24 protein-coding genes are annotated in these 26544 nt (G+C 54.0%); 16 read left to right on the plus strand and 8 right to left on the minus strand.

The annotated features are described in order from the left end of the window. Window positions 1-129: 129 nt before the first annotated feature. The 4 genes from clpX to bolA all read right to left on the minus strand — a co-directional run bounded on the left by clpX (window position 130) and on the right by bolA (window position 4363). A complete protein-coding gene (clpX, locus tag ACOTYH_RS05270) occupies window positions 130-1404 on the minus strand; it encodes an ATP-dependent protease ATP-binding subunit ClpX (RefSeq protein WP_015571275.1) in 1275 nt (424 codons plus the stop codon). A gap of 127 nt (window positions 1405-1531) precedes the next feature. Continuing rightward, entirely contained in the window at window positions 1532-2155 is a 624-nt protein-coding gene (gene clpP / locus ACOTYH_RS05275; protein WP_006809880.1) for an ATP-dependent Clp endopeptidase proteolytic subunit ClpP, read from the minus strand. Window positions 2156-2415: 260 nt separating this feature from the next. Beyond that, on the minus strand, window positions 2416-3714 hold the full coding sequence (tig, locus tag ACOTYH_RS05280; RefSeq protein ID WP_015571277.1) for a trigger factor: 1299 nt from the start codon (window positions 3712-3714) through the stop codon (window positions 2416-2418). Between the two features lie 331 nt (window positions 3715-4045). Beyond that, entirely contained in the window at window positions 4046-4363 is a 318-nt protein-coding gene (bolA, locus tag ACOTYH_RS05285) for a transcriptional regulator BolA (RefSeq protein WP_003859051.1), read from the minus strand. 303 nt (window positions 4364-4666) lie between these two features. Between bolA and ACOTYH_RS05290 the strand changes: the two genes are divergently transcribed. The 7 genes from ACOTYH_RS05290 (at window position 4667) to cyoE (ending at window position 12029) form a co-directional block, all read left to right on the plus strand. Further along, window positions 4667-5245, plus strand: coding sequence for a lipoprotein (locus ACOTYH_RS05290; RefSeq protein ID WP_003859052.1), 579 nt, complete (start codon window positions 4667-4669; stop codon window positions 5243-5245). 45 nt (window positions 5246-5290) lie between these two features. Further along, window positions 5291-6766: a muropeptide MFS transporter AmpG gene (gene ampG / locus ACOTYH_RS05295; RefSeq protein ID WP_017383190.1), complete on the plus strand. Its 1476-nt coding sequence runs from the start codon at window positions 5291-5293 to the stop codon at window positions 6764-6766. 478 nt (window positions 6767-7244) lie between these two features. Beyond that, on the plus strand, window positions 7245-8192 hold the full coding sequence (gene cyoA, locus ACOTYH_RS05300; protein ID WP_006809886.1) for a cytochrome o ubiquinol oxidase subunit II: 948 nt from the start codon (window positions 7245-7247) through the stop codon (window positions 8190-8192). A gap of 16 nt (window positions 8193-8208) precedes the next feature. Then, the gene (cyoB, locus tag ACOTYH_RS05305; protein WP_017383189.1) at window positions 8209-10200 is read left to right on the plus strand and encodes a cytochrome o ubiquinol oxidase subunit I; all 1992 of its coding nucleotides are present in this window, start codon (window positions 8209-8211) and stop codon (window positions 10198-10200) included. Then, window positions 10190-10804, plus strand: a complete 615-nt coding sequence (locus ACOTYH_RS05310; protein WP_003859057.1) for a cytochrome o ubiquinol oxidase subunit III — start codon at window positions 10190-10192, stop codon at window positions 10802-10804. Before cyoB ends, ACOTYH_RS05310 begins: the two co-directional genes overlap by 11 nt. Beyond that, window positions 10804-11130, plus strand: coding sequence for a cytochrome o ubiquinol oxidase subunit IV (locus tag ACOTYH_RS05315; RefSeq protein ID WP_006809888.1), 327 nt, complete (start codon window positions 10804-10806; stop codon window positions 11128-11130). The genes ACOTYH_RS05310 and ACOTYH_RS05315 overlap by 1 nt, the downstream gene beginning before the upstream one ends. An 11-nt stretch (window positions 11131-11141) precedes the next feature. Continuing rightward, on the plus strand, window positions 11142-12029 hold the full coding sequence (gene cyoE, locus ACOTYH_RS05320; RefSeq protein ID WP_017383188.1) for a heme o synthase: 888 nt from the start codon (window positions 11142-11144) through the stop codon (window positions 12027-12029). Between the two features lie 40 nt (window positions 12030-12069). On the opposite strand, the gene fucU is transcribed toward cyoE, so the two are convergent. From fucU to fucI, 3 genes are read right to left on the minus strand one after another with little or no spacing between them, the layout of a single operon-like run. Next, window positions 12070-12498 carry an L-fucose mutarotase gene (gene fucU / locus ACOTYH_RS05325; protein ID WP_033486678.1) on the minus strand — a complete coding sequence of 143 codons (429 nt, stop codon included), beginning with the start codon at window positions 12496-12498 and terminating at the stop codon, window positions 12070-12072. Then, on the minus strand, window positions 12491-13894 hold the full coding sequence (fucK, locus tag ACOTYH_RS05330; RefSeq protein WP_058689286.1) for an L-fuculokinase: 1404 nt from the start codon (window positions 13892-13894) through the stop codon (window positions 12491-12493). The genes fucU and fucK overlap by 8 nt, the downstream gene beginning before the upstream one ends. A 49-nt stretch (window positions 13895-13943) precedes the next feature. Next, on the minus strand, window positions 13944-15722 hold the full coding sequence (gene fucI, locus ACOTYH_RS05335) for an L-fucose isomerase (RefSeq protein WP_032671376.1): 1779 nt from the start codon (window positions 15720-15722) through the stop codon (window positions 13944-13946). Window positions 15723-16129: 407 nt separating this feature from the next. Between fucI and ACOTYH_RS05340 the strand changes: the two genes are divergently transcribed. The 7 genes from ACOTYH_RS05340 (at window position 16130) to ACOTYH_RS05370 (ending at window position 24422) form a co-directional block, all read left to right on the plus strand. Continuing rightward, complete coding sequence (locus tag ACOTYH_RS05340) at window positions 16130-17629, plus strand: sugar ABC transporter ATP-binding protein (RefSeq protein ID WP_017383184.1); 1500 nt, start codon at window positions 16130-16132, stop codon at window positions 17627-17629. Window positions 17630-17631: 2 nt separating this feature from the next. Further along, window positions 17632-18615, plus strand: coding sequence for an ABC transporter permease (locus tag ACOTYH_RS05345; protein ID WP_017383183.1), 984 nt, complete (start codon window positions 17632-17634; stop codon window positions 18613-18615). Between the two features lie 46 nt (window positions 18616-18661). After that, window positions 18662-19612 (plus strand): ABC transporter substrate-binding protein, encoded by a 951-nt coding sequence (locus tag ACOTYH_RS05350; RefSeq protein WP_000858088.1) that lies wholly within the window; start codon window positions 18662-18664, stop codon window positions 19610-19612. Window positions 19613-19623: 11 nt separating this feature from the next. Next, on the plus strand, window positions 19624-21213 hold the full coding sequence (locus ACOTYH_RS05355) for an FGGY-family carbohydrate kinase (protein ID WP_058689258.1): 1590 nt from the start codon (window positions 19624-19626) through the stop codon (window positions 21211-21213). Window positions 21214-21274: 61 nt separating this feature from the next. After that, entirely contained in the window at window positions 21275-22270 is a 996-nt protein-coding gene (locus ACOTYH_RS05360) for a LacI family DNA-binding transcriptional regulator (protein ID WP_015571284.1), read from the plus strand. 28 nt (window positions 22271-22298) lie between these two features. Further along, the gene (gene fucA, locus ACOTYH_RS05365) at window positions 22299-22946 is read left to right on the plus strand and encodes an L-fuculose-phosphate aldolase (RefSeq protein ID WP_017383181.1); all 648 of its coding nucleotides are present in this window, start codon (window positions 22299-22301) and stop codon (window positions 22944-22946) included. A gap of 114 nt (window positions 22947-23060) precedes the next feature. Next, window positions 23061-24422: an MFS transporter gene (locus ACOTYH_RS05370; protein WP_421637593.1), complete on the plus strand. Its 1362-nt coding sequence runs from the start codon at window positions 23061-23063 to the stop codon at window positions 24420-24422. Window positions 24423-24454: 32 nt separating this feature from the next. Here the strand turns inward: ACOTYH_RS05370 and ACOTYH_RS05375 are convergent, their stop codons facing one another. Continuing rightward, window positions 24455-24946 carry a YajQ family cyclic di-GMP-binding protein gene (locus ACOTYH_RS05375; RefSeq protein ID WP_017383179.1) on the minus strand — a complete coding sequence of 164 codons (492 nt, stop codon included), beginning with the start codon at window positions 24944-24946 and terminating at the stop codon, window positions 24455-24457. Between the two features lie 125 nt (window positions 24947-25071). Between ACOTYH_RS05375 and panE the strand changes: the two genes are divergently transcribed. After that, window positions 25072-25983 (plus strand): 2-dehydropantoate 2-reductase, encoded by a 912-nt coding sequence (gene panE, locus ACOTYH_RS05380; protein WP_033486684.1) that lies wholly within the window; start codon window positions 25072-25074, stop codon window positions 25981-25983. After that, window positions 25946-26539, plus strand: a complete 594-nt coding sequence (gene yajL / locus ACOTYH_RS05385; RefSeq protein ID WP_047637563.1) for a protein deglycase YajL — start codon at window positions 25946-25948, stop codon at window positions 26537-26539. The genes panE and yajL overlap by 38 nt, the downstream gene beginning before the upstream one ends. The last annotated feature ends 5 nt before the right edge of the window (window positions 26540-26544 follow it).

The following is a 26544-nucleotide window of genomic DNA, read 5'->3' on the forward strand; positions in this document are numbered from 1 at the left end:
CACACAACCATTAACATGTAATCCAGTATATGGGGATGTTTCCCATACATTCAACGCCATGAATACGGAAAAAGTAAAGGGGAGATAAAATCCCCCCTTTTTGATTAACTGATTGTATGAAATGGTGAATTATTCGCCAGATGCCTGCTGCGCTTCCGGTTTACCGTAAATCAGTAACGGCTTGGACTGGCCACCAATGACGGACTCGTCGATCACGACTTTTTCAACGTCTTCCATAGAAGGAAGATCGTACATCGTGTCGAGCAATGCTGCTTCTACGATAGAACGCAGGCCACGGGCACCGGTTTTACGCGCCATCGCTTTCTTGGCAATCGCGTCCAGTGCTTCGTCACGGAATTCCAGCTCAACGCCTTCCAGATTAAACAGCGCCTGATACTGCTTGGTCAGCGCGTTTTTCGGCTCTTTCAGGATCTGAATCAGCGCGTCTTCGCTCAGTTCGTTCAGGGTCGCCACAACCGGCAGACGGCCGATAAATTCCGGAATCAAACCGAATTTGATCAGATCTTCCGGTTCAACCTGCGCCAGCAGCTGGCCTTCGTTTGGTTTTTCAGACGTGGCTTTCACCGTTGCGCCAAAACCAATGCCGGAGCCGGTTTCCACACGGTGAGAGATCACTTTATCCAGGCCTGCAAACGCACCACCACAGATAAACAGGATCTTGGAGGTATCAACCTGCAAGAATTCCTGCTGCGGATGTTTACGCCCACCCTGCGGTGGAACAGCCGCAACCGTACCTTCGATCAGCTTCAGCAGCGCCTGCTGCACGCCCTCGCCCGAGACGTCACGGGTGATCGACGGGTTGTCTGATTTACGGGAGATTTTGTCGATCTCATCGATATAGACGATCCCGCGCTGGGCTTTCTGTACGTCGTAATCGCACTTCTGGAGCAGCTTCTGGATAATATTTTCAACGTCTTCACCCACATAACCGGCTTCGGTCAGGGTGGTGGCATCCGCCATGGTGAACGGAACATCCAGCAGGCGCGCCAGCGTTTCCGCCAGCAGGGTTTTACCAGAGCCCGTAGGCCCGATCAGCAGAATGTTACTTTTGCCCAGCTCTACGCCATTGCTGGTATCGCCGTTACGCAGACGTTTGTAGTGGTTGTATACCGCCACCGCCAGCACTTTTTTCGCCTGCTCCTGACCAATGACATAGTCATCCAGGTGGTGGCGAATCTCGTGTGGCGTTGGTAACGCGCTGCGCTCACGGTGCGGCGCGACTTCTTTAATCTCTTCGCGAATGATGTCGTTACATAAATCGACGCATTCGTCGCAGATATACACGGACGGCCCGGCAATCAGTTTACGCACTTCATGCTGGCTTTTGCCGCAAAAAGAGCAGTACAGCAGTTTGCCCGAACCATCTTTGCGTTTATCTGTCATGAGTCCAAACCTCTTTTTAAGTTCTATGTGCCGCACATGACGACGCAAATGCCATTCTCAGACGCAAGCTGCTTACAGGCAACGTTCCGCCCTACCTTAGTATAGCGGCACACTCGCGTCGCGGGCATCAATTACGATGGGTCAAAATGGAGTCGACTAAGCCGTACTCAACTGCCTCTGGTGCAGAGAGGAAGCGATCGCGCTCGGTATCGCGCTCGATCTGCTCGAGAGGTTGACCCGTATGCTGCGCCATAAGTTCATTCATGCGCGCTTTTACTTTCAGAATTTCTCGGGCGTGGATTTCAATATCCGTCGCCTGGCCCTGGTAACCACCCAGCGGCTGGTGAATCATCACGCGGGAGTTAGGCAGGCAGAAACGCTTACCTTTCGCCCCTGCGGTTAACAGGAAAGCACCCATGGATGCCGCCTGCCCCATACAGATGGTACTGACATCCGGCTTGATGAATTGCATGGTGTCATAAATTGACATGCCCGCCGTAATCACACCGCCTGGCGAGTTGATGTACAGGTAAATGTCTTTTTCCGGGTTTTCCGCTTCCAGGAACAGCATCTGCGCCACGATCAGGTTAGCCATATGGTCTTCCACCTGGCCGGTCAGAAAGATAACGCGTTCCTTGAGCAGACGGGAATAGATATCGAAAGAACGCTCACCGCGTGAGGTCTGTTCAATAACCATTGGCACCAGCGCCATATGGGGTGCAAAGTTATCTCGTTCGCCACTGTATGACATTTCCGTCTCCTGGTTCAAAATTGAAAACACCTGCTGTACTGATTGTAACCTTATGGACGGATTATCAGCCAGTCTCAATCATCGTGATTACATACTAATGGGGGTCGTCATGCCCTATTTCAAGCATAACAACGTTTTGTTGTAACGCTAACACTGAAAGGGCGTTTTAGCACCCTTCCAGGACTAAAGCTGTGATAAAAAAAACCCGTCGCCGGAGGGCAACGGGTTTTTTGTTCAAACTTTAAACCGTCGGGGCGAAATTACGCCTGCTGGTTCATCAGTTCGGTGAAAGAGGTCTCTTTTTCGGTCACTTTCGCTTTCGCCAGTACCGCTTCAACAGCCTGCTCTTCCAGTGCGACGTTGCGCATGTTGTCCATCAGCTCTTTGTTCTTACCGTAGAACTCGATCACTTCAGATGGATCTTCGTATGCAGAAGCCATCTCTTCGATCAGGCCTTTCACACGCTCTTCGTCAGCTTTCAGCTCGTGGGTACGAATCACTTCGCCCAGCAGCAGGCCGACAACAACGCGACGTTTCGCTTGCTCTTCGAACAGCTCGCGTGGCAGTTCCATCGCTTGCTGCTGGTTGCCACCGAAGCGCTGTGCAGCCTGACGGCGCAGAACGTCGATTTCGCTGTCGATCAGGGCAGCAGGAACGTCGATGTCGTTCGCTTTCACCAGACCTTCAATCGCCTGAGACTTCACGCGGTTACGTACAGCGCCGTTCAGCTCGCGCTCCATATTTTTACGCACTTCGGTACGCAGGCCCGCAACAGAACCATCTTCCACGCCGAAACGCTTGATGAATTCTTCGGTCAGTTCTGGCAGTTCGCGCTCTTCCACTTTCTTCAGGTTGATAACGAACTTCGCTGCTTTACCTTTCAGGTTTTCAGCGTGGTATTCTTCAGGGAAGGTCACGTCAATGGTGAACTCTTCGCCCGCTTTGTGGCCTTTGATACCGTCTTCGAAGCCTGGGATCATACGACCCTGGCCCATCGCCAGTACGAAGTCAGACGCTTTACCGCCTTCGAACTCTTCGCCGTCTACAGAACCGGTGAAGTCGATGGTTACGCGGTCTTCCGCGTCAACAGCGCCTTCTTTCTCTTTCCAGTTCGCCTGCTGCTTGCGCAGGGTATCCAGCATGCCGTCAACGTCTTCGTCAGTCACGGAAACGATCGGTTTTTCAACTTCGATAGATTCCAGACCTTTCAGCTCAACTTCCGGGTACACTTCGAACTCTACGGAGTAGGTGAAGTCTTCGCCCTGCTTGTATTCACCTGGAACGTAGTTCGGCGCGCCGGCTGGATTGATTTTTTCTTTGATGATCGCGTCGATAAAGTTGCGGCTCATCAGTTCACCCAGCACATCCTGACGCACGGAAGCGCCATAACGCTGAGCAACAACATTCATTGGTACTTTGCCCTTGCGGAAGCCGTCAATACGTACTTTTTTTGCTACGTTGACCAGCTCGCTTTTCACAGCAGTTTCGATGCTGTCAGCAGCGATAGTAATCGTTACACGGCGGCCAAGGCCTTGAGTGGTTTCAACTGAAACTTGCATCTTGTTACCTCAAAAAAATCACAGTGCTCGGTCAACTCTGAATCTGTCTGTTATACCGGGATGCTCTCTTATGTGCAGATTCACATTCCCTGTCGCCAGAATCATCCCGAAGACATTCAATAAGACGCGGCATTATAGCGGCATCACATAGGTGAGTCGAGAACGGTTGGAGCATGTTGCTGCGGCTTTTTTCACACTTTAAGGCTATTTTTAGCCTTAAAAACGCGCCATCCGCTCAAAACTCAGACAAAACAAAACGGCCCGAAGGCCGTTTTGACGAAATCTGTAAGCAACATACTGGAAAAACTCCGGCGGTTGCAAATCCGATTTATCAGGCGATGGTGCCTGCACCCCGACAAGGCGGTGATGCGAATACCGTATCCTGTAGCCCTTCCCATTCCTTAATGGTGTAGGTATGCAGCGCCAGCGCATGTACGGTTGTGGAGAGTTCTTCCGTCAAGGTGCTGTAGATCAAGCGGTGTCGGTTCAGGAAACGTTCTCCCGTGAAGCGATCGCTGACCAGAACCACTTTAAAGTGGCTTTCAGAACCTGCCGGCACGTTATGACGATAGCTTTCGTCGACAACTTCGAGAAACACAGGGTTGAACGCTGCCCTTAATTTTTCTTCTATCTGTTCACGTATCATCATGAAATCACTCCTCCGACAACGCTAAGGTGTCACCCATCCCTTTAAATATTAGCCGCTTTTACCGGTTCCATTACACCTTGACAACAAATATTTAGCTTTCGTCTGATTTTCTCATCCAAACGAATGAAGTTCACTATGAGGTTCATACGTTTTGTCACTTACAGGCAGAGAAAAGCGGAAAGGTGGTCAGTTTTCGGACAAGGCGATGAATTTACATGCGTTGACCACTTCCCCTGGCCGTTAGCGATGTTATGATGGCGGCAATTTTTCTCTCTTTGCTTACGATTCGTTGAGAACCCGAAAATGTTAAAAAAACTCTTCTTTCCGTTGGTAGCACTCTTTATGCTCGCCGGCTGCGCGACTCCGCCGACGACCATTGACGTTTCACCAAAAATTACCCTGCCTCAGCAGGATCCAAGCCTGATGGGCGTCACAGTCAGCATTAATGGCGCCGATCAGCGTCAGGACCAGGCGCTGGCGAAAGTGACTCGCGACAACCAGCAGGTCACGCTGACCGCCTCCCGCGACCTGCGCTTCCTGTTGCAGGAAGTGCTGGAAAAACAGATGACCTCCCGTGGCTACATGATTGGCCCAAGCGGCGCGGTTGATCTGCAAATCATCGTGAACAACCTGTACGCTGACGTCTCCCAGGGTAACGTTCGCTACAACATTGCGACCAAAGCCGATATCGCCATCATTGCTACCGCGAAGAACGGCAATAAAATGAACAAAAACTACCGTGCAAGCTATTCCGTTGAAGGCGCATTCCAGGCCTCCAACAAAAATATCGCTGACGCGGTTAACAGTGTGCTGACTGACACCATTGCCGACATGGCACAGGACACCAGCATTCACGACTTCATCAAGCAGAACGCCCGTTAATCCTGCTGACTGACCCGGTGCTTCACCGGGTCAGTTCATAAGAACATGTCCAGTCACTACTTACGTATTTTCCAGCAACCGAAATCAGCTATTCTGCTGATCCTTGGTTTCGCCTCCGGTTTACCCCTTGCGCTCACCTCCGGCACGTTACAGGCGTGGATGACGGTTGAGAACATCGATCTTAAAACCATTGGTTTCTTCTCGCTCGTCGGCCAGGCTTACGTCTTTAAGTTCCTGTGGTCGCCGGTGATGGATCGCTATACCCCACCGTTCCTCGGGCGCCGTCGCGGCTGGTTAGTGATGACGCAGGTGCTGCTGTTGCTGGCCATTGCCGCAATGGGTTTCCTTGAGCCGTCAACACAGCTGCGCTGGATGGCCGCGCTTGCGGTGGTCATCGCCTTCTGCTCCGCTTCGCAGGACATTGTTTTTGACGCCTGGAAGACGGACGTCCTGCCAGCAGAAGAGCGTGGCGCCGGTGCGGCAATTAGCGTGCTTGGCTACCGCCTGGGTATGCTGGTTTCCGGCGGGCTGGCCCTCTGGCTTGCCGACCGCTATCTCGGCTGGCAGGGAATGTACTGGCTGATGGCCGCTCTGCTGATCCCCTGCATTATTGCCACGCTATTCGCGCCTGAACCGAGCGATGTGATTCCGGTCCCCCGCTCGCTGGAGCAGGCCGTCGCCGCACCGCTCCGCGACTTCTTTGGTCGCAATAATGCCTGGCTGATCCTGCTGCTGATTGTCCTTTATAAGCTTGGCGACGCTTTCGCCATGAGTCTGACCACCACCTTCCTGATCCGCGGCGTCGGGTTTGATGCGGGCGAAGTCGGCGTGGTGAACAAAACCCTGGGACTGTTTGCCACGATCGTCGGCGCGCTGTACGGCGGTGTATTGATGCAGCGCCTGACGCTGTTCCGCGCTCTGCTGATCTTCGGCATCCTTCAGGGCGCATCGAATGCCGGTTACTGGCTGCTGTCGATCACCGACAAGCATATGATCAGCATGGCGACGGCGGTATTCTTTGAAAACCTGTGTGGCGGTATGGGCACTGCGGCATTTGTCGCCCTGCTGATGACGCTGTGCAATAAGTCATTTTCCGCCACCCAATTTGCGCTACTGTCTGCCCTTTCTGCCGTCGGGCGCGTATACGTTGGCCCCGTCGCGGGCTGGTTTGTTGAAGCTCACGGCTGGCCGACGTTTTATCTCTTCTCGGTGGTGGCGGCGGTGCCGGGGATTTTATTGCTGCTGGTCTGTCGCCAGACGCTGGAATATACCCAGCGGACGGAACACTTCATGCCGCGCACGGAATATCAGGCTGCCTATCGGTTTGCCCTGCGTCTGCTGATGGCTGGTTGTCTTGCGCTGGTAGTGTGGCTCGCGGTACTCATCTTGAATGCGACGACCACCTTGTCGCTTCCGTTTGAAACCCAGCTGCTTGATGCAGGGGTGTTACTCGCCATCGTGGGTATCCTGACCGGTGGGATGCTGGATTTCATGTCATTGCGGAAAACGCAGATGACATGAAGTAAAAAGCGAAAGGTTATTTCCCGTTGTAATAACGACACGAAATTATAACGGCGAAATAACCGCCATCGGCAAAAAAAATATTTGTTGTTTTGTGCGGGATAGCATTCGGAAATTATTGGAGCTTATTTCGCTACGCTATTTTCCGTTAAACGATTCAGCATTCGAAAGATTGAATTTTCGTTTTTTAGTTGTCTTTTTATTGATAATTAATTGTTAATTATTTGTGTATTTTTCACAATGGTTATACCAATTGTCCCTTTTGCGGTATGCTGGGGCACCCTTTCGTTATAACGCCCGCTCCGTGCGGCTTCCCCCGGAAAACGCGACATAATTTGCAACACTTGTGACATGTGCGGCAGAACCCGGTAACACCTTCCTGACACAGGGCTAATGATGTTTACAGTAATGTAACCTTCCCGTAAAATGCCCCCACACTTTAAACGCCACCAGACTCCCGTGGAATTGAGGTCGTTAAATGAGACTCAGGAAATACAATAAAAGTTTGGGATGGTTGTCATTATTCGCAGGCACTGTATTACTCAGTGGCTGCGATTCTGCACTACTAGACCCCAAAGGACAGATTGGACTGGAACAACGTTCATTGATACTGACGGCTTTTGGCCTGATGTTGATTGTGGTTATTCCTGCCATCTTGATGGCTGTTGGTTTCGCCTGGAAGTATCGTGCGAGCAATAAAGATGCGAAGTATAGCCCTAACTGGTCACACTCCAATAAAGTGGAAGCTGTGGTCTGGACGGTACCTATTCTGATCATCCTGTTCCTTGCTGTACTGACCTGGAAAACCACTCACGCACTTGAGCCGAGCAAACCGCTGGTTCACGATGAAAAACCTATTACCATTGAAGTGGTCTCCATGGACTGGAAATGGTTCTTCATCTATCCAGAACAGGGCATTGCTACCGTGAATGAAATCGCCTTCCCGGCGAACACTCCGGTTCAGTTCAAAGTGACCTCCAACTCCGTAATGAACTCCTTCTTCATCCCACGTCTGGGCAGCCAGATTTACGCGATGGCCGGTATGCAGACTAACCTGCACCTGATCGCGAATGAAGCAGGCACCTACGACGGTATCTCCGCCAGCTATAGTGGCCCGGGCTTCTCGGGTATGAAGTTCAAAGCTATCGCTACGCCAGACCGCGCGACTTTCGACCAGTGGGTTGCAAAAGCGAAGCAGTCTCCAAACACCATGTCTGACATGGCGGCGTTCGAAAAAGTGGCTGCACCTAGCGAATACAACAAGGTGGAGTACTTCTCTAACGTGAAACCGAATCTGTTCAAAGACGTTATTGGCAAATTTATGGATCACGGCATGAGCATGGACATGACCCAGCCTGAAGGCGAGCACAACACGCACCAGGGTATGGAAGGCATGGACATGAGCCACGCGGAAACCGCTCACTAAGGGGCCGAGGAAGAAAATGTTCGGAAAATTGACACTGGATGCAGTGCCCTACCATGAACCGATTATTATGGTTACGGTGGCTGCAATTATCATTGGTGGCGCGGCCTTAGTTGGCCTGATCACTTACTTCGGTAAGTGGAGCTACCTGTGGAATGAGTGGCTGACTTCGGTTGACCACAAAAAACTCGGTATCATGTACTGCATCGTCGGTATCGTCATGTTAATTCGTGGCTTTGCGGATGCAATCATGATGCGTAGCCAGCAGGCGCTTGCGTCTGCGGGCGAAGCCGGCTTCCTGCCACCGCACCACTACGATCAGATCTTTACCGCCCACGGCGTTATCATGATCTTCTTCGTGGCGATGCCGCTGGTAATCGGTCTGATGAACGTGGTCGTTCCGCTGCAAATCGGCGCGCGCGACGTTGCGTTCCCGTTCCTGAACAACCTGAGCTTCTGGTTCACGGTTGTCGGCGTTATCCTGGTTAACCTGTCACTGGGTGTGGGCGAATTTGCTCAGACTGGCTGGCTGGCCTACCCGCCGCTATCAGGAATTGAGTACAGTCCGGGCGTGGGCGTTGACTACTGGATTTGGGCGCTTCAGCTCTCCGGTGTCGGTACCACCCTGACCGGTATTAACTTCTTCGTGACCATCCTGAAGATGCGTGCACCAGGTATGACGATGTTCAAGATGCCAGTATTTACCTGGGCATCTCTGTGCGCCAACGTCCTGATTATCGCGTCGTTCCCAATTCTGACCGTCACCATCGCGCTGCTGACCCTGGATCGCTATCTGGGTACCCATTTCTTCACGAATGATATGGGTGGCAACATGATGATGTACATCAACCTGATTTGGGCCTGGGGTCACCCGGAAGTGTACATCCTGGTTCTGCCGGTGTTCGGTGTGTTCTCCGAAATCGCGGCAACCTTCTCGCGTAAACGCCTGTTTGGTTACACCTCTCTGGTGTGGGCAACCGTATGTATTACCGTCCTGTCGTTCATCGTCTGGCTGCACCACTTCTTCACCATGGGTGCGGGTGCCAACGTAAACGCCTTCTTCGGTATTACCACCATGATTATCGCGATCCCGACCGGGGTTAAGATCTTCAACTGGCTGTTCACCATGTACCAGGGTCGTATCGTGTTCCACTCAGCTATGCTGTGGACCATCGGCTTCATCGTGACCTTCTCCGTAGGTGGGATGACCGGCGTACTGCTGGCCGTACCAGGTGCTGACTTCGTTCTGCACAACAGTCTGTTCCTGATTGCGCACTTCCATAACGTTATCATCGGTGGCGTGGTCTTCGGCTGCTTCGCTGGTGTGACCTACTGGTGGCCAAAAGCGTTCGGTTTCACCCTGAACGAAAAATGGGGTAAACGCGCGTTCTGGTTCTGGATCATCGGCTTCTTCGTGGCGTTTATGCCGCTGTACGTGCTGGGCTTCATGGGGATGACCCGTCGTCTGAGCCAGCAGATCGATCCGCAGTTCCACCCAATGCTGATGGTTGCAGCGGGCGGCGCAGCGCTGATTGCCTGCGGTATTCTGTGCCAGCTGATTCAGTACTACGTGTCTATCCGTGACCGTAACCTGAACCGCGACCTGACCGGTGACCCATGGGGTGGCCGTACGCTGGAGTGGGCGACCTCTTCTCCGCCTCCGTTCTATAACTTTGCCGTAGTGCCGCACATTCACGAGCGTGATGCATTCTGGGAAATGAAAGAAAAAGGTGAAGCGTACAAGCAACCTGAGCATTACGAAGAGATCCATATGCCGAAAAACAGCGCCGCGGGCATGGTTATTGCCGCTTTCGCAACGGTATTTGGTTTCGCAATGATCTGGCACATCTGGTGGATGGCGATTGTTGGCTTCGCTGGCATCGTAATCAGCTGGATTGTGAAGAGCTTTGACGAGGACGTGGACTACTACGTACCAGTCCGTGAAGTTGAAAAGCTGGAAAACCAGCATTTTGACGAGATTTCTAAAGCGGGGCTGAAAAATGGCAACTGATACTCTGGCGCACTCAACTGCCCACGCGCATGAACATGCGCACCATGATACAGGACCGACGAAAGTCTTCGGTTTCTGGATCTACCTGATGAGCGACTGCATCCTGTTCTGCTGTCTGTTCGCAACCTATGCCGTTCTGGTGAACGGCACAGCGGGCGGCCCGACCGGTAAGGACATCTTTGAACTGCCGTTCGTTCTGGTTGAAACCGCACTGCTGTTATTCAGCTCCATCACCTACGGCATGGCGGCTATCGCCATGTACAAAAACAACAAGAGCCAGGTTGTCTCTTGGCTGGCGTTGACCTGGCTGTTTGGTGCTGGCTTTATCGGGATGGAAATCTATGAATTCCATCACCTGATCATGGAAGGTTTCGGCCCGGATCGTAGCGGCTTCCTGTCAGCGTTCTTCGCGCTGGTAGGCACCCACGGTCTGCACGTGACCTCGGGTCTGATCTGGATGGCGGTGCTGATGTTCCAGATCTCCCGTCGCGGCCTGACCAGTACTAACCGTACCCGTATTATGTGCCTGAGCCTGTTCTGGCACTTCCTGGACGTGGTATGGATCTGTGTGTTCTCTGTTGTCTATCTGATGGGGGCGATGTAATGAGTCATTCTAACGATCATGGCGCTTCCCACGGCAGCGTAAAAACCTACATGACAGGCTTCATCCTGTCGATCATTCTGACGGTGATCCCGTTCTGGATGGTGATGAACGGTTCTGCATCTAAGCCGGTTATCCTGGGCGCAATCCTGGTGACCGCGGTGATTCAGATTCTGGTGCATCTGGTTTGCTTCCTGCACATGAACACCAAGTCCGATGAAGGCTGGAACATGACGGCCTTTATCTTTACCGTGATTATCATCGCTATCCTGGTAGTCGGTTCCATCTGGATTATGTGGAACCTTAACTACAACATGATGGTTCACTAAGAGCGGCGAGTATGTTTAAGCAATACCTGCAAGTCACGAAACCAGGCATCATCTTTGGCAACCTGATCTCCGTAATCGGAGGGTTCCTGCTGGCCTCTAAAGGCAGCATTGATTACACCCTCTTTATTTACACGCTGGTCGGTGTGTCACTGGTGGTTGCGTCCGGTTGTGTATTTAACAACTACATCGACATGGATATCGACAAGAAGATGGAAAGGACCAAAAATCGGGTGCTGGTTAAAGGCCTGATTGCTCCTTCCGTCTCGCTGGTGTACGCCACCTTGCTGGGTATTGCTGGCTTTATGCTGCTGTGGTTTGGTGCTAACCCGCTGGCCTGCTGGCTGGGGGTGATGGGGTTCGTGGTGTATGTGGGCGTCTACAGCCTGTATATGAAACGTCACTCCGTCTACGGCACGCTGATTGGTTCTCTCTCCGGCGCGGCGCCGCCGGTGATTGGCTACTGCGCCGTCACGAACGAGTTCGACAGCGGTGCGCTCATCCTGCTGGCTATCTTTAGCCTGTGGCAGATGCCGCACTCCTACGCCATCGCGATTTTCCGCTTTAAGGATTATCAGGCGGCGAACATTCCGGTTCTGCCGGTCGTGAAAGGCATTTCGGTTGCCAAGAACCACATCACGCTCTACATCATCGCTTTTGCCGTGGCAACGCTGATGCTCTCTCTGGGCGGTTACGCCGGATATAAATATCTGGTGGTAGCAGCTGCGGTGAGCGTATGGTGGCTCGGCATGGCCCTGCGCGGTTATAAAGTGGAAGATGACAAGGTCTGGGCACGCAAGCTGTTTGTGTTCTCGATTGTCGCCATCACCTCACTGTCCGTGATGATGTCCGTAGACTTCATGGTGCCAGATTCACAACACCTGCTGACTTACGTCTGGTAAGAAGACTGATGTAAAAACGCCGGGTTTAGCCCGGCGTTTTTTATTGGTACGGCGTAACCCCTTTCTTTAACAGTATATTGCCGTATTTCGCGGTCTCGCCCGTCACCACGATGGCGTACGCTTTCTGTGCCCGCGCATAAAACGCATAACGGTCAATACGCGTAATCCCCTCCCCTCCCGCCTCACCAAAGAGTGCGTTGCGATAGCGCGCTTCTACCTGTATATCGAGCGTATCCCCGTCGACAGGGGCCATCATCACCAGCGGTGGCGCATAGCTGTCCAGTTCAAACAGCGGTATCACCGCGGCCAGCAAATCGCTGATGAGCAGGCCATCTGCGCGGATCGTCTTTGGCCCCAGGCTGTGCGCGGGAAAGTGAGCATCTGCAAAAATAATCTCGTCACCATGACCCATTTCTGCCAGCGTTTTCAGCAGCTCGGGTGAAATCAGAGGGGATATCGTTTTAAGCACAAGGTTGCTCCTCAGGATAGAAATAACGGTAACGATAGTGGACCCGATCGCGAGCAGCCTCAGCGCTGGCCGTTTCTCCGACGCCCCACCATCCGTACAAAGACGCCCCCAGCACGGTCGTATCAGCCTCTTCAAGAACCTTCACCGGGATCCCAAGCGCATTGGACTTGAGCTGATTCCACAGCATATTGCGGCTACCTCCCCCCACCAGCAGGAGTTCACGCGCCTTAAATTGCGCGATCGCCTCCAGCGCCAGGCATTTTTCTTGCAGATGCACCGTGAGTCCTTCCAGGGCTGCGCGGTAAAAATGGGCTGGCGTTGTGGTGAGCGTAACGCCCTGCCAGCCGGCGAGTGGAGAATCGAGCAGTTGGGTATTCATCGTGACGCCATCCGCGCCGTTCGGAATTGCCGCCGCCTGAGCCAGAATAGTGTCCCAGTCGGTACCAGGCGACCAGAACAGCGCGCGGATCCACTCCAGTACGCCAGACGCCAGATATTGCATTCCCGGATTATAAAGCCCCGTCCGGCTATCCAGTTCGCAGGTCGCACCCGGGTATTGCCCCAGTAAAGCGGTATCAACCTGCGAGGTGCGCGCCATTAAAATCTCCCAGGTACCCGAAGAGAGAACTGGCTCATTAATTCCCGCCCCGGCGCCAAAAAGGGCAAACTGCGTGTCGTGCCCGGCGGAGATCACCGGCACACCGCAAGGCAATCCGAGCCTGGATGCAGCGTCGGGCCGCAATTCACCAATCCTTTCTCCGGGGGAAACCAGCGGCGGGAAAAGGGAATGAGGCACGCCGATCTTGCTTAAGATCGTTTCACTGAAGCGCTGCTGATGCAGATCGAACATCTGACTGGTACCGGCCATCGTGAGATCGGTCGTCATCTTTCCGGTCAGGCGATGGTTGATTAGCGAGGAGATAAAAAGCCAGGCGTGAGCACGCTGTAACAGATCGGAATGGTTGTCCTGAAGCCAGCCTAGCTTATACAACGTGTTAAAACTAAACTGCCCAACGCCGGTGATCTGCTGTAGTTCTGCCGGGGAGCATGAACGGGCAATCGCTTCCATCACCGGCACGGTCCGCGGGCACTTCCAGCTGATGATCGGGTAAAGCAGTTCTCCCCGCTCATCTACCAGTGCGCCATCCACGCCAAAGGTCGTCACACTCATTCCGCACAGGTGATGCTCGCTCAGCGCTGCGCTGATTTTCTGACAACAGACGGCAAACCGTTGCATGATGGCGTCGAGCGACCACTGGTGCCAGGCCGGATTTTCAGCGGCGCTTTCGCTTTCGTTCGCCACCGTGGCGCGCGCCACAATATTCCCTTCGGGATCCAGCGCAATGGCGCGCACGTTCGTCGCGCCACAATCGAGAACCAGAAAACATTTTTTCATCGCGGTCCCCACAGGCTGCCAGCCCGCCGGAGCAGGCTGGCAGGCCGGATTAATGTTTGTATAACGGTCCGTAATTTTCACAGGCGCGGTAATCCTGCCCTTCCGGATCCATACCGTGAGCGCCCCAGGCCGTCGGCCGATAAATCAGCGCCTCCGGTACGTTATGCATGCATACAGGGATGCGCAGCATGGACGCCAGGGTGATGAAATCAGCGCCGACGTGCCCGACGGTTAATACCCCGTGGTTAGCGCCCCAGTTCGCCATCACTGAATAGACGTCGCTGAACGGGCCTTTACCGGTCAGGCGTGGGGCAAACCAGGTGGTGGGCCAGGTTGAATCGGTGCGCTTATTCAGAATGTCATGTACGTGTTCCGGCAGCTCAACACTCCAGCCTTCCGCTATCTGTAATACCGGACCCACACCCTTGATGAGGTTTACGCGGGTCATGGTAAATGGCACGCCACCCCGGGTGAGGAAGTTTGATGAGAAACCGCCCCCGCGGAAGTATTCATGCACCGCCGGACACCAGTGGGTTGCGGCCAGGCACGCGTTGGCTTCCTGCTCAGTAATGTCCCAGTGTGGTTTCAGGGTCGGTTTCCCCTCGGCGTCTTTCTGCTCCGCTGTACCGTCCAGCGCCGCCGAGCCGGAGTTGATCAGATGAATAATGCCGTGCTCAGCCCGTCCAGTGAGCTTCTGGCCGGAAACACGCTCAACCGACTCCGGCGACCAGTAGGTGCGTACATCAGCAAAAATCTGCGCGGTGCCGGTCATCAGATGCCCAAACAGCATCGCTACCCCGTTAAGGCTGTCATTTTCCGTCGCCACTACCAACGGCTGGCGAATACCGTTCCAGTCGAAAGAGCTGTTCAGCAGCGCCTCTGCGGTATCGCCATTTGGATACTGATCCGTCCAGTGGCGCTGCCCCTGGAAACCCGACGCAATGGCGTTATAGCCCAGCGATTCCTCCACGCGGCCCATCGCAGCGAGTTTAGGGTTGCCCTGCATCATGTCGCGGATGCACATCGCCATTAGCAGGCTCTCCCGCAGGATCGCGGCATTTTCCTGTTCATTGCGACGATACTGCTCTGCGTTTTTATCCTCGCCGAAACGGAAATGTGCCTTCGCCCAGCTCAGGGCCAGCTCAAGTTCTTGCTCGTCGTAAATCTTATGATCGATGCGGCGACGCAGTTCGGTCATATCCACCGCCTGCACCTTCATCCCCAGCCAGGATTCAAAGAAGTTGTGATCGACAATCGAGCCCGCGATCCCCATTGAGACACCGCCCACCGACAGATAACTTTTCCCCTTCATGCTGGCGACCGCCAGGCCCGCCCGGGCGAAGCGCAACAATTTTTCCTCAACGTCTGCCGGGATGGTCTCGTCGCCCGCATCCTGTACATCGTGGCCGTAAATGGAAAACGCCGGGATCCCTTTCTGGTTATGCGCTGCCAGCGCCGCTGCGAGGTATACCGCCCCCGGACGCTCGGTGCCATTAAAGCCCCAGATCGCTTTCGGGCGCAGCGGATCCATATCAATGGTTTCACTCCCGTAACACCAGCAGGGGGTGATGGTGATCGTCAGACCAACGTGGCACGTGCTGAACTTCTCTTCGCAAGCGGCGGATTCCGCCATTCCGGCAATGCAGCTGTCGGCAATTACGCACTCTACGGGCGTACCGCAGGGGTGGCGTAATTTTTCACTGAGTAGCGCCGCCGTGGCTTTCGCCATGTTCATGGTCTGCTCTTCCAGAGACTCGCGTACGCCCATTCGGCGGCCATCAATAACAGGTCGAATGCCAATCCGGGGTAACGCTTTTATCGTTTTCATAGCCCTTCCTCACGTTGGTTAACCTATCCGTCTCAGGGGCATAGCCGTGAAAAAGCGCCCGGGCAGCACCGTGAACGGAAAGCGGTGAAATTTGCTAACTCGAATTAGCTTAGGGTTCTCACTAAAAATGAGACAAGATAAATGTGCAGGATCTGTGAGCAGTTTCACGATGAGAGGTCAAAATTCGATCAGCGTCAGGTATTACGATTCAGCAAAAACTAAACATATCGTTTAAATTCAATTAAATAAAAAAATACCTTTGCACGACGTCACAATTTGAATACAAATGATTTGGCTAAATTATGACCCTAAAATAGCTTTTAAGGACGAAAGCTAAGTCGAGTTAGCTTAATAACTAAATCACTATGGCTTGTGATTCATTGCCTTTCCAACACAGGAATTTTGCAATGTCAGAGACTCTTATTCAGATGACGCGCATCACCAAACGCTTTCCCGGCGTGCTGGCGCTGAATCAGGTTGATTTCGATTTACGCCGCGGCGAAGTTCATGCCCTGTTAGGTGAAAACGGTGCCGGCAAATCGACGCTGATGAAAATATTATCCGGTGTTTACCAACCCGATTCCGGTGAAATTCGCTTTGAAGGGCAATCCGTATCATTCAGCGATCCGCTAAGTGCTCAGCACGCAGGTATTACGATTATCCATCAGGAATTTAATCTCTTTCCCGATTTAACCGTGGAAGAGAATATCTTTATTGGCCGTGAATTCTGCAAAAATAGTCGCTGGCAGTTAGATAAACGCGCCCAGCGACAGGCGGTTGAGAAAATACTGCACACGCTGAATTTAAAAATCGCCCCGGACGCCCGCGTCAGTGAATTAACCGTAGCCCAGCAGCAGATGGTGGAAATTGCCAAAGCGATTTCGGTCAATGCCAAAGTGCTAATCATGGATGAACCCACCGCCGCGCTGACCGAAAGTGAAATCGAGAGTTTGTTTGACGTCACGCGGATGCTCAAGGCTCAGGGCACGGGGATAGTCTACATCTCGCACCGTCTGGAAGAATTGGCGCTGATCGCCGATCGCGCGACCGTCATGCGCGACGGACAATACATCGCCACCGTAGATTATGAAACGGTTCAGATCGGCGAGCTTATCGCCATGATGGTTGGCCGCAATCTCGATAACATCTACCCAAAACGCCCGCCGCATCAGCGCAGAGAAAAAGTGCTGGAGGTGAATGGCCTGACGCGAAATGGTGTACTGCACGACATCAACTTTACCCTCTGGCGCGGTGAGATCCTCGGCCTCGCTGGCTTAATGGGCGCAGGCCGAACGGAACTGGGCCGGGCCCTGTTTGGCGCCGATGCGATCGACGCCGGTACACTGACGCTGAACGGCACCCCCACACGGATTAAAGACGTGGCTGACGCCATTGAGAAAGGCATCAGCTATTTAACAGAAGACCGCAAAAAAGAGGGACTCGCCCTCGGCCTTTCCGTTGAGATGAACATTATGCTCGGCAATTACCCGGACTACGCCGGCGCCGCGGGTAATGTCGATGAAAAACGCTGCCGGGAGTCCAGCCAGAAACTGGTGGATGCGCTGCGAATAAAAACGCCGCATCTGGAACAGGCGGCACTGAATTTAAGCGGCGGTAATCAACAGAAGATCATTATTGCCCGCTGGGTCTGTAAAGATACCGATATTTTAATTTTTGATGAGCCAACCCGGGGAATTGATGTTGGCGCCAAGCTGGAAATTTATGAACTAATGAACCGCCTTGTCGCTAAAGGTAAATCGATCATCATGATTTCATCCGAACTGCCGGAAGTATTAGGAATGTGCGACCGCATACTTGTGATGCGCAGCGGCCACATTGCCGGCGAAATAGAGGCTGAGCACGCCACCCAGGAAAAAATCATGCAATACGCCACGCTGGAGGATTAATCATGTCCGTTACCGTTCCATCGCCGCAAAGCGGAAGTCATACGATGAAAATAAATAAAGCGCTCCTGATGCGTCTGGCGCCTCTTTTTAGCCTGGTATTGCTGGTTCTGTTTTTCAGCTTCAGCTCACCGTTCTTCTTTAATACTGAAAATATCATGACCATCGCCTTGCAAACGGCGGTGATTGGCATCATGGCCATTGGCGTAACCTTTGTGATTATTACCGCCGGGATCGACCTGTCGCTCGGATCGGTGGTGGCGTTCTCAGGGGTTGCGGTGGGCATCGCCGCCGGATTTGGTATGCCGCTGCCGGTCTGTATTCTGGCAGGCGTGCTCGCCGGCGGGCTTTGCGGCTATGTGAACGCGTTTCTGGTCACCAAAATGACCATACCACCGTTTATTGCCACCCTCGGCTTAATGATGTCGGTACGCGGCATCAATATGGTGATGACCGATGGCCGCGCGATTTATTTTTCTGACTACCCGCAGTTCAAGCTGCTAGCGCAGGGTCGCCTGTTCGACGTCCTGCCTTACCCGGTGTTCTACCTGGTCATCGTGGCACTGATCGCCATGTGGATCCTGAAGAAAACGGTGATGGGCCGCTATATCTACGCTGTCGGCAGCAATGAAACGGCGGCACATCTTTCCGGGATTAAAGTCCAGCGCGTGAAAATTTTCGTTTACGCCTTATGCGGCCTGTTAACCGGCGTGGCCGGGGTGATCCTCGCCTCTCGTCTCAATTCAGGCCAGCCAACCGTAGGCGTGGGTTATGAGCTGGAAGCCATTGCGGCGGTAGTGATCGGCGGTACCAGTCTGATGGGCGGCGTGGGCACGATTGGCGGCACCATCATAGGCGCGTTCATTATGAGCGTGCTGAAAAACGGCCTCAATCTCATGGGCGTGTCCCAGTTCTGGCAGATGGTGGCGATGGGCGTGGTCGTCGTTGCCGCCGTCTACCTGGACACGTTACGTAAAAGAATGCGTTAGGTTCTCGATACAACAAGCCCTGCCAACCCTACAACGGAGCAAAATAATGAAAACCAGCCATATCCTGAGCGCCCTGTCGCTCGTTGCCATCCTGTCCAGCAGCGCGCTGGCAAAAGATTTAAACCTGCCGGTAGTCAGTAAAGGTTACCAGCACGAATTCTGGCAGACGGTCAAAATGGGGACGGAAGCTGCCGCAAAAGAGTTGGGTGACAAAACCAGCTACGTTGGCCCTGCCGATGAAACGCAAATCGCCGAGCAGATCCAGTTAGTCGAAAACACCATGGCACAAAAGCCAAACGGCCTGTTGCTGGCCGCGCTTGATGCAAACGCCCTTGCCCCGCTGGTCGAAACCGCCAACAGCCGGGGGATCAAAGTGGTGACCTTCGACTCGGGCGTGAACTCCGATATCCCGGCCAGCTTTGTCGCCACCAATAACCGTAAGGCGGGCGCACAGGCTGCGGATGCGCTGGCGGAGCAGGTAGGCCAGAAGGGGAAAGTGGGTATTATCGCCCACGTAGCCGGAACGACGTCCGCCATTGAGCGCTCTGAAGGATTCAGCGAGCGAATGAAAGAGAAGTACCCGAATATTCAGGTACTGCCGGTGCAATATAGCGATGGCGACCCGCAAAAAGCGATGGATAAAACCATTGATATGGTTCAGGCCAACCCGGATATCGCCGGTATTTATGCCACCAACGAAGGCTCAACCTTGGGCGTTGCGAACGCTATCGACAGCCAGAATCTGAAGGGCAAAGTGAAAGTCATCGGTTTTGACAGCACCGAAGCCATCATTAACTTCCTCAAAAACGGCGTGATTCAGGGCTTCGTGGTGCAGGACGCGTACCAGATTGGTTATCAGGGCATAAAGGCGCTGAACGCGGTGATTTCCGGACAGACGGTGGCTAAGGAAATTGATATTCCAGTGAAATATGTCAATGCGCAGAATATCAACACCCCTGAAATTGATAAACTGTTACATCCGTTTGGTAAAAAATAAGGAAGTTTATGATGAGTGACGGCTATTTCCTCGGGGTCGATGTGGGTTCAGCCAGCGTTCGTGCTGGGCTTTACTCTGCGCAAGGCGAGCGTTTGAGCTTCGCGACCCGTCCGATTTCGCAGTTTCACGCCAGCAACGCGCGCGTGGAACAGTCCTCCGCGGAGATCTGGCAGCAGGTTTGCGCGGTGGTGCGGGAAGCCGTCGACTCCTCTGGGATCTCACCCGACGCCATTCGTTCGATTGGCTTCGACGCCACGTGCTCGCTGGTCGCGCTGGATGCTGAGGGTAACGGCCTGAGCGTGTCCCCCGACAGTCCGGCATCGCAGGACATCATTATGTGGATGGATCATCGTGCTCACGAAGAAACTGTTCGCATCAATGCCACACGCGATCCTGCCCTGTGCTACGTGGGCGGCGAGGTGAGTATTGAAATGGAACTGCCAAAACTGCTGTGGTTGCAGCGACATCATCCTGAAACATGGAATCAGGCCTGGCGCTTTTTCGACCTTGCCGATTTTCTGGTCTGGAAAGCGACGGGCCAGGACGCCGCCAGCCTGTGCACCCTCACCTGCAAATGGAACTACCTTGCGCATGAGGCGCAGTTCAGCGAATCGCTGCTCAGGGAGGTGGGGCTGGAGACCTTACTGACAAAAATTCCCGATACTATTCTGGACGTCGCTGAATGCGTCGGGAAACTCAGCCCACAGGCAGCGCAAGCTCTGGGGTTGCCCGAAGAGGTGGTTGTGGCAAGCGGCATGATCGATGCCCACGCGGGTGGCGTGGCGCTGACGGGCTCACACCCGGAGGGCACGCTGGCGCTCATCAGCGGAACCTCGAACTGCCATATGCTTGCCAGTCAGACGGAGATCCATACGCCCGGCGTCTGGGGGCCTTACTGGAGCGTCATGCTGCCGGGCTACTGGCTGACGGAAGGCGGGCAAAGTGCTGCCGGGGCGCTGGTCGACTGGACGTTGCGCGAGCACGGAGCCAGCGCAGACCTGTTTGCAAAAGCAGAAGCGGCGCAACGCCATCCGGTGGCGCTGCTCAACGACTGGGTAGCCGCGCTTGAACAGGAAGAAAAATATCCCACCCGCAACCTGCACATTCTGGCCGATCACCACGGCAACCGCTCGCCGCGTTCGCGTCCGGATGCGCGGGGCAGCGTGGTTGGTCTGACATTAGAAACCGGTGAACGTGCGCTGGCGAGGCTCTATCTGGCCACGCTACAGGCCATAGCCTATGGCACACGACATATTATGGATACCCTGAAACATCACGGGCACACCTTGTCGCGCATTGTCATTTGTGGAGGAGCCACCCATAACCGGCTCTGGCTGCGGGAGTATGCCGATGCCACGGGCTGCGATATTCATCTCTTAGCCGAAGAAGATGCCGTCACTCTCGGCGCGGCCATTTGCGGCGCTGTGGCGAGCGGTGCATGGGCAACGCTCACCGATGCCACCCGGGAAATGGTCAAAGCCGGCGACATCATCACCCGTCGGCCGGAAACCGCGGCTTTCCACAGGCAAAAATATGAGGCGTACCTGATGCTGTGGACCCAGCAGCAGGCGCTTAATCTCCTGATGCAACAGGAAATGTAATGGCAGGATGCGTATGCTTTATCAGCAGTTTTTTACGTACGTTAAGGATTGAGGCGTAGCGATGGCCAAAACAGTTGAACAGATAGCGAAGGATCTGAATTTATCCGTCACCACCGTGCGGCTGGTACTGAGCGGGAAAGCCGAACAGTATCGGATCAGCGTGAAAACACAGTCCCGAATTAATGAACACGTCGAGCGCTTCGGCTATACCCTCAACCATTCGGCGCGCAGTCTTAAGCTAAACAAAACCGAGACGCTGGGACTCATCGTGCCCAACATCTCGAACGTGTTCTTTGCAACGCTCGCCGAGAAACTCGAACTGCGCTGCCGCCGTTCGGGCTACCAGCTGATGATCAGCTGTACTTACAACGATGTGGATTACGAAAATAAGCTGGTCAAAGCCCTGATGGCGCGCAACGTGGACGGCTTGTTTATCGTTCCCTCGACGCTGGAAAACCAGCAGCATCATTTGCGGCAGATCCAAAAACCACTGGTGCTCCTCGACCGGGATTTTGGCTTTACTGACAACGCGCTGGTTGAGAGTCATAACGAGGCCGGGGGGGATGAACTGGCCCGCAACATGCTGGCAGAGAGAAAAACGCCGCTCTGGTTCCTTGTGGGCGATACCGCACTGCCCAGTATTACGGACCGTCTGAACGGCTACTTACAGGCCCTGAAAACAGCCGGTATTCACCATCGCGAGTGGGTCATCGAAGGGCCGGACAATACGCCGGAGGGCGGATATGCCCTGATGGATTCGCTTATCGATAGCCAGGGTGTTCCGCAGGCGTTTATCGCCTCATCGTTACCCGTTCTGGAAGGGGCAATTGAAGCCCTGCGGACGCGTACCGGCACCGTGCCCCAACACATCAATATCGGCACCTTCGATGAGCACCCCATGCTGGGGTTCCTGCCTAACAGCGTCTGGTCCATGCAGCAGGATGAAGATACCTGGGCGGAAAAAGCGTTTGAACTGATGCAGCGAGCCATCGACGGCGAAGCGGTTAACGAGACGGCGAAAGTCGATATGAAGCTGGTCAAACGTTCCCGCCAGTAAAAATAAAACTGTACCCGGAGAATAAAAAATGGAACGAGCCCGATTAGCCAGAGACATTATCGACACCTGCCTTGAGATGACCCGCATGGGGTTAAATCAGGGCACCGCCGGCAATATCAGCGTTCGCTATCGCGACGGCATGCTGATTACGCCGACCGGAATTCCCTACGAGCATCTGACCGAAGAGAGTATCGTCTATGTAGATGCACAGGGGCGACACGAAGAAGATAAACTGCCCTCCAGCGAATGGCGTTTTCATCAGGTTGTGTATCAGACCCGCCCGGATGCTAACGCCGTCGTCCATAACCATGCGGTTAACTGTACCGCCGTCTCGATACTCAACCGCCCCATTCCTGCTATTCACTATATGATTGCCGCCGCCGGGGGAAACTCCATTCCCTGCGCCCCTTACGCGACCTTCGGGACGCGCGCGCTGTCAGAGCATGTCGCGGTCGCATTACGCGATCGCAAAGCGACGCTCTTACAGCACCACGGCCTGATAACCTGCGAAGAAAATCTTGAAAAGGCACTGTGGCTGGCGCAGGAGGTAGAGGTGCTGGCAAAACTCTACCTGGCCACGCTGGCGATAGTAGATCCCGTTCCTGTACTCAGTGACGATGAAATTGCCATTGTTCTTGAGAAATTCAAAAGCTACGGATTGCGCGTCGAGGCGTAATTTTTTATCCGGGGGTGCTTTTATCACACCCTCGTAATATCTCTTAAACAAACACCTATTTACCGCACTTATCACCCCGCCTAAACTATGGCCTGCTTTTTGGTAGAGGTGGTAATGAACGATTATAAAATGACGCCAGGCGAACTGCGTGCGACCTGGGGTTTAGGGACTGTTTTCTCGCTGCGGATGCTTGGCATGTTTATGGTCCTGCCCGTTCTGACCACATATGGCATGGCGTTACAGGGTGCCAGCGAAGCGCTGATTGGTCTGGCGATTGGTATCTACGGCCTGGCGCAGGCGATATTCCAGATCCCCTTTGGCCTGCTCTCCGACCGCGTAGGTCGCAAACCGCTGATTGTCGGCGGGCTGCTGGTGTTTGTACTTGGCAGCATCATCGCCGCCCTCTCCCACTCCATCTGGGGAATTATTCTTGGGCGCGCCCTGCAAGGTTCCGGGGCGATTGCCGCCGCCGTGATGGCGCTGCTGTCAGACTTAACCCGCGAGCAAAACCGCACCAAAGCCATGGCGTTTATCGGCGTCAGCTTCGGCGTCACGTTTGCCATTGCCATGGTGCTGGGGCCTGTTATCACTCATGCGCTCGGCCTGCACGCCCTGTTCTGGATGATTGCGGTGCTGGCGACCATTGGGATCGCACTCACGCTGTGGGTTGTGCCTGACAGTAAAAACCACGTCCTCAACCGTGAATCCGGGATGGTGAAAGGCTGCTTCAGCAAAGTCATCGCCGAGCCGCGCCTGCTTAAGCTGAACTTCGGCATTATGTGCCTGCACATTCTGCTGATGTCCACCTTCGTCGCCCTGCCCGGTCAACTTGCCGCAGCCGGTTTCCCGGCGGCAGAGCACTGGAAAATTTATCTGGTCACAATGCTGATCTCGTTTGTCTCCGTTGTGCCCTTCATTATTTACGCCGAAGTGAAGCGCAAAATGAAACGCGTCTTCGTGGGCTGCGTGGCGTTATTGCTGATTGCCGAGATTGTGCTGTGGGGCGCTGGCCCGCATTTCTGGGAACTGATCGCCGGCGTACAGCTGTTCTTCCTGGCGTTTAATCTGATGGAAGCCCTGCTGCCGTCGCTTATCAGCAAAGAGTCTCCGGCAGGATACAAAGGCACCGCGATGGGCATTTACTCCACCAGCCAGTTTCTCGGCGTGGCGATCGGCGGGTCGCTCGGCGGCTGGGTGGACGGTCTGTTTGACTCCCAGACCGTTTTCCTCGCCGGTGCGCTGCTGGCGATGCTCTGGCTGTTTGTTGCCAGCACCATGAAAGAGCCGCGCTATGTAAGTAGCCTGCGGGTAGAAATTCCCGATGACGTGGCAATCGGTGACGCGTTAAAACAGCGTCTGGAAGCGACAAAGGGCGTGAGCGAAGTGCTGATTGTCCCGGAAGAGCGCAGTGCGTATGTCAAAATTGACAGCAAAGTGACTAACCGCTTTGAGGTGGAGCAGGCGCTGAAGGCCTGAAAAAATGCCCGGTTTAGCCGGGCATGATTGTCTTAATCGCGGAAGTTTTTAAACTGGAATGGCTGACCGAGATCGCCGCCACGCACCAGCGCCATCACGGATTGCAGGTCATCACGGGATTTTCCGGTCACGCGGATCTCTTCACCCTGGATCTGCGCCTGCACTTTGAGCTTACTGTCTTTGATAAGCTTAACGATTTTTTTCTGTACCGCGCTCTCAATCCCCTGCTTCAGCTTCGCTTCCACAAACCAGGTTTTGCCGCTGTGAACAAAATCTTCCGGTACATCGAGTGAGGTCCCTTCAATGCCGCGCTTGAGCAGCTTGGCGCGCAGGATATCCAGCAACTGGTTGACCTGGAAATCAGACTCGCTCAGGACTTTGATCGTCTTGTTCGCGTCGTTCAGTTCAATGGTCGCCTCAACGCCACGAAAATCGAAACGTGACTCAACCTCACGGACAGCATTTTCTACGCCGTTACGCGCTTCCTGCAAATCAACTTCAGAAACAATATCGAAAGATGGCATCTTTTCTTCTCCCTTCATTTTTGTTGCGTTGCATAATACCCGCAACGAGGCATAACGAGAAGCTTAGCTGATGGCGCTATACTTAGCGTCATAGCACCTGGCGTCGTTGCAGGTGAGGAGGAACGATGAAAGTAACAGTGCTTGGATGCGGAGCCCTTGGCCAACTCTGGCTTACAGCGCTATGCAAACAGGGACACGACGTTCAGGGCTGGCTGCGAATTCCCCAGCCCTATTGCAGTGTGAACGTAATTGGTACAGACGGTTCAATTTTCAACGAGTCTTTGACGGCAAACGATCCGGAATTTCTTGCCACCAGCGATTTGCTGCTGGTCACGCTGAAGGCCTGGCAGGTCTCCGATGCGGTGAAAAGCCTGGCCGCCCAGTTACCTGAAAGCACGCCAATCCTGCTGATTCACAACGGTATGGGTACCATTGAAGAGCTAAAATCTGTCCGACAACCGCTGCTGATGGGGACAACCACCCACGCGGCACGTCGCGACGGTAACGTCATTATCCATGTTGCCAGTGGTATCACCCATATCGGTCCTGCGCGTGAACAGACCGGCGATTACAGCTATCTTGCGGATACCCTGCAAAGCACGCTGCCTGACGTCGCCTGGCACAATAACATTCGCGCGGAACTGTGGCGCAAACTGGCGGTGAACTGCGCGATCAATCCGCTGACCGCCCTGCTGGATTGCCCTAACGGTGAGCTGCGCCAGCACCCCGATCGGGTAGCGCTGATTTGCCGGGAAGTTGCCGCCGTCATTGAACGCGAAGGCTACCACACCTCAGAATCCGATTTACGTTATTATGTCGACCAGGTCATTGAGAGTACGGCAGAAAATATCTCCTCAATGTTGCAGGATATCCGGGCTATGCGGCATACCGAAATTGATTACATAACCGGTTATCTGTTAAAACGCGCCCGGGCACACGGCATTACCGTTGCGGAAAACAGCCGTCTGTTTGAGTTAGTAAAACGAAAGGAGAGTGAGTATGAGCGCATCGGCACTGGTATGCCTCGCCCCTGGTAGCGAAGAGACAGAAGCGGTCACCACCATTGATTTGCTGGTGCGTGGTGGTATTAAGGTTACTACCGCCAGCGTCGCCAGCGACGGAAGTCTGGCGATTACCTGCTCGCGTGGGGTGAAGATCCTGGCGGATGCACCGCTTGTACAGGTGGCGGACGGTGATTACGACATTATCGTTCTGCCGGGTGGTCTGAAGGGGGCTGAGTGTTTCCGCGACAGCCCACTGCTGGTTGAAACCGTTCGTCAGTTTCATCTTTCCGGGCGTATCGTCGCGGCAATCTGTGCGGCCGCGGGCACGGTACTGGTTCCGCACGACATTTTCCCCATCGGCAATATGACCGGCTTCCCTGGCCTGAAGGACACTATTCCGCAAGACCAGTGGGTGGATAAGCGCGTGGTCTGGGATCCACGCGTTAACCTGCTCACCAGCCAGGGGCCGGGCACCGCCATTGATTTTGGCCTGAAGATTATTGACCTGCTGGTCGGGCGCGAGAAGGCCTACGAAGTGGCTTCGTCGCTGGTGATGGCGGCGGGTATTTATAATTACTATGAAGAGTAGTGCAT

Origin of the sequence: Enterobacter cloacae complex sp. SHL001 (genome assembly GCF_049236825.1) — a bacterium.
Lineage (GTDB): Bacteria > Pseudomonadota > Gammaproteobacteria > Enterobacterales > Enterobacteriaceae > Enterobacter > Enterobacter hormaechei_C.

What these genes read in the sequence shown, in the direction of transcription:
- ACOTYH_RS05310 (WP_003859057.1), top strand. Translation starts at nt 10,190, where the DNA reads ATGGCAACTGATACTCTGGCGCACTCAACTGCCCACGCGCATGAACAT.
- ampG (WP_017383190.1), top strand. Translation starts at nt 5,291, where the DNA reads ATGTCCAGTCACTACTTACGTATTTTCCAGCAACCGAAATCAGCTATT.
- ACOTYH_RS05345 (WP_017383183.1), top strand. Translation starts at nt 17,632, where the DNA reads ATGTCCGTTACCGTTCCATCGCCGCAAAGCGGAAGTCATACGATGAAA.
- ACOTYH_RS05340 (WP_017383184.1), top strand. Translation starts at nt 16,130, where the DNA reads ATGTCAGAGACTCTTATTCAGATGACGCGCATCACCAAACGCTTTCCC.
- panE (WP_033486684.1), top strand. Translation starts at nt 25,072, where the DNA reads ATGAAAGTAACAGTGCTTGGATGCGGAGCCCTTGGCCAACTCTGGCTT.
- ACOTYH_RS05350 (WP_000858088.1), top strand. Translation starts at nt 18,662, where the DNA reads ATGAAAACCAGCCATATCCTGAGCGCCCTGTCGCTCGTTGCCATCCTG.
- ACOTYH_RS05315 (WP_006809888.1), top strand. Translation starts at nt 10,804, where the DNA reads ATGAGTCATTCTAACGATCATGGCGCTTCCCACGGCAGCGTAAAAACC.
- tig (WP_015571277.1), bottom strand. Translation starts at nt 3,714, where the DNA reads ATGCAAGTTTCAGTTGAAACCACTCAAGGCCTTGGCCGCCGTGTAACG.
- ACOTYH_RS05375 (WP_017383179.1), bottom strand. Translation starts at nt 24,946, where the DNA reads ATGCCATCTTTCGATATTGTTTCTGAAGTTGATTTGCAGGAAGCGCGT.
- yajL (WP_047637563.1), top strand. Translation starts at nt 25,946, where the DNA reads ATGAGCGCATCGGCACTGGTATGCCTCGCCCCTGGTAGCGAAGAGACA.
- ACOTYH_RS05360 (WP_015571284.1), top strand. Translation starts at nt 21,275, where the DNA reads ATGGCCAAAACAGTTGAACAGATAGCGAAGGATCTGAATTTATCCGTC.
- fucK (WP_058689286.1), bottom strand. Translation starts at nt 13,894, where the DNA reads ATGAAAAAATGTTTTCTGGTTCTCGATTGTGGCGCGACGAACGTGCGC.
- bolA (WP_003859051.1), bottom strand. Translation starts at nt 4,363, where the DNA reads ATGATGATACGTGAACAGATAGAAGAAAAATTAAGGGCAGCGTTCAAC.
- clpP (WP_006809880.1), bottom strand. Translation starts at nt 2,155, where the DNA reads ATGTCATACAGTGGCGAACGAGATAACTTTGCACCCCATATGGCGCTG.
- ACOTYH_RS05370 (WP_421637593.1), top strand. Translation starts at nt 23,061, where the DNA reads ATGAACGATTATAAAATGACGCCAGGCGAACTGCGTGCGACCTGGGGT.
- cyoA (WP_006809886.1), top strand. Translation starts at nt 7,245, where the DNA reads ATGAGACTCAGGAAATACAATAAAAGTTTGGGATGGTTGTCATTATTC.
- clpX (WP_015571275.1), bottom strand. Translation starts at nt 1,404, where the DNA reads ATGACAGATAAACGCAAAGATGGTTCGGGCAAACTGCTGTACTGCTCT.
- ACOTYH_RS05290 (WP_003859052.1), top strand. Translation starts at nt 4,667, where the DNA reads ATGTTAAAAAAACTCTTCTTTCCGTTGGTAGCACTCTTTATGCTCGCC.
- fucA (WP_017383181.1), top strand. Translation starts at nt 22,299, where the DNA reads ATGGAACGAGCCCGATTAGCCAGAGACATTATCGACACCTGCCTTGAG.
- ACOTYH_RS05355 (WP_058689258.1), top strand. Translation starts at nt 19,624, where the DNA reads ATGAGTGACGGCTATTTCCTCGGGGTCGATGTGGGTTCAGCCAGCGTT.
- cyoB (WP_017383189.1), top strand. Translation starts at nt 8,209, where the DNA reads ATGTTCGGAAAATTGACACTGGATGCAGTGCCCTACCATGAACCGATT.
- fucI (WP_032671376.1), bottom strand. Translation starts at nt 15,722, where the DNA reads ATGAAAACGATAAAAGCGTTACCCCGGATTGGCATTCGACCTGTTATT.
- cyoE (WP_017383188.1), top strand. Translation starts at nt 11,142, where the DNA reads ATGTTTAAGCAATACCTGCAAGTCACGAAACCAGGCATCATCTTTGGC.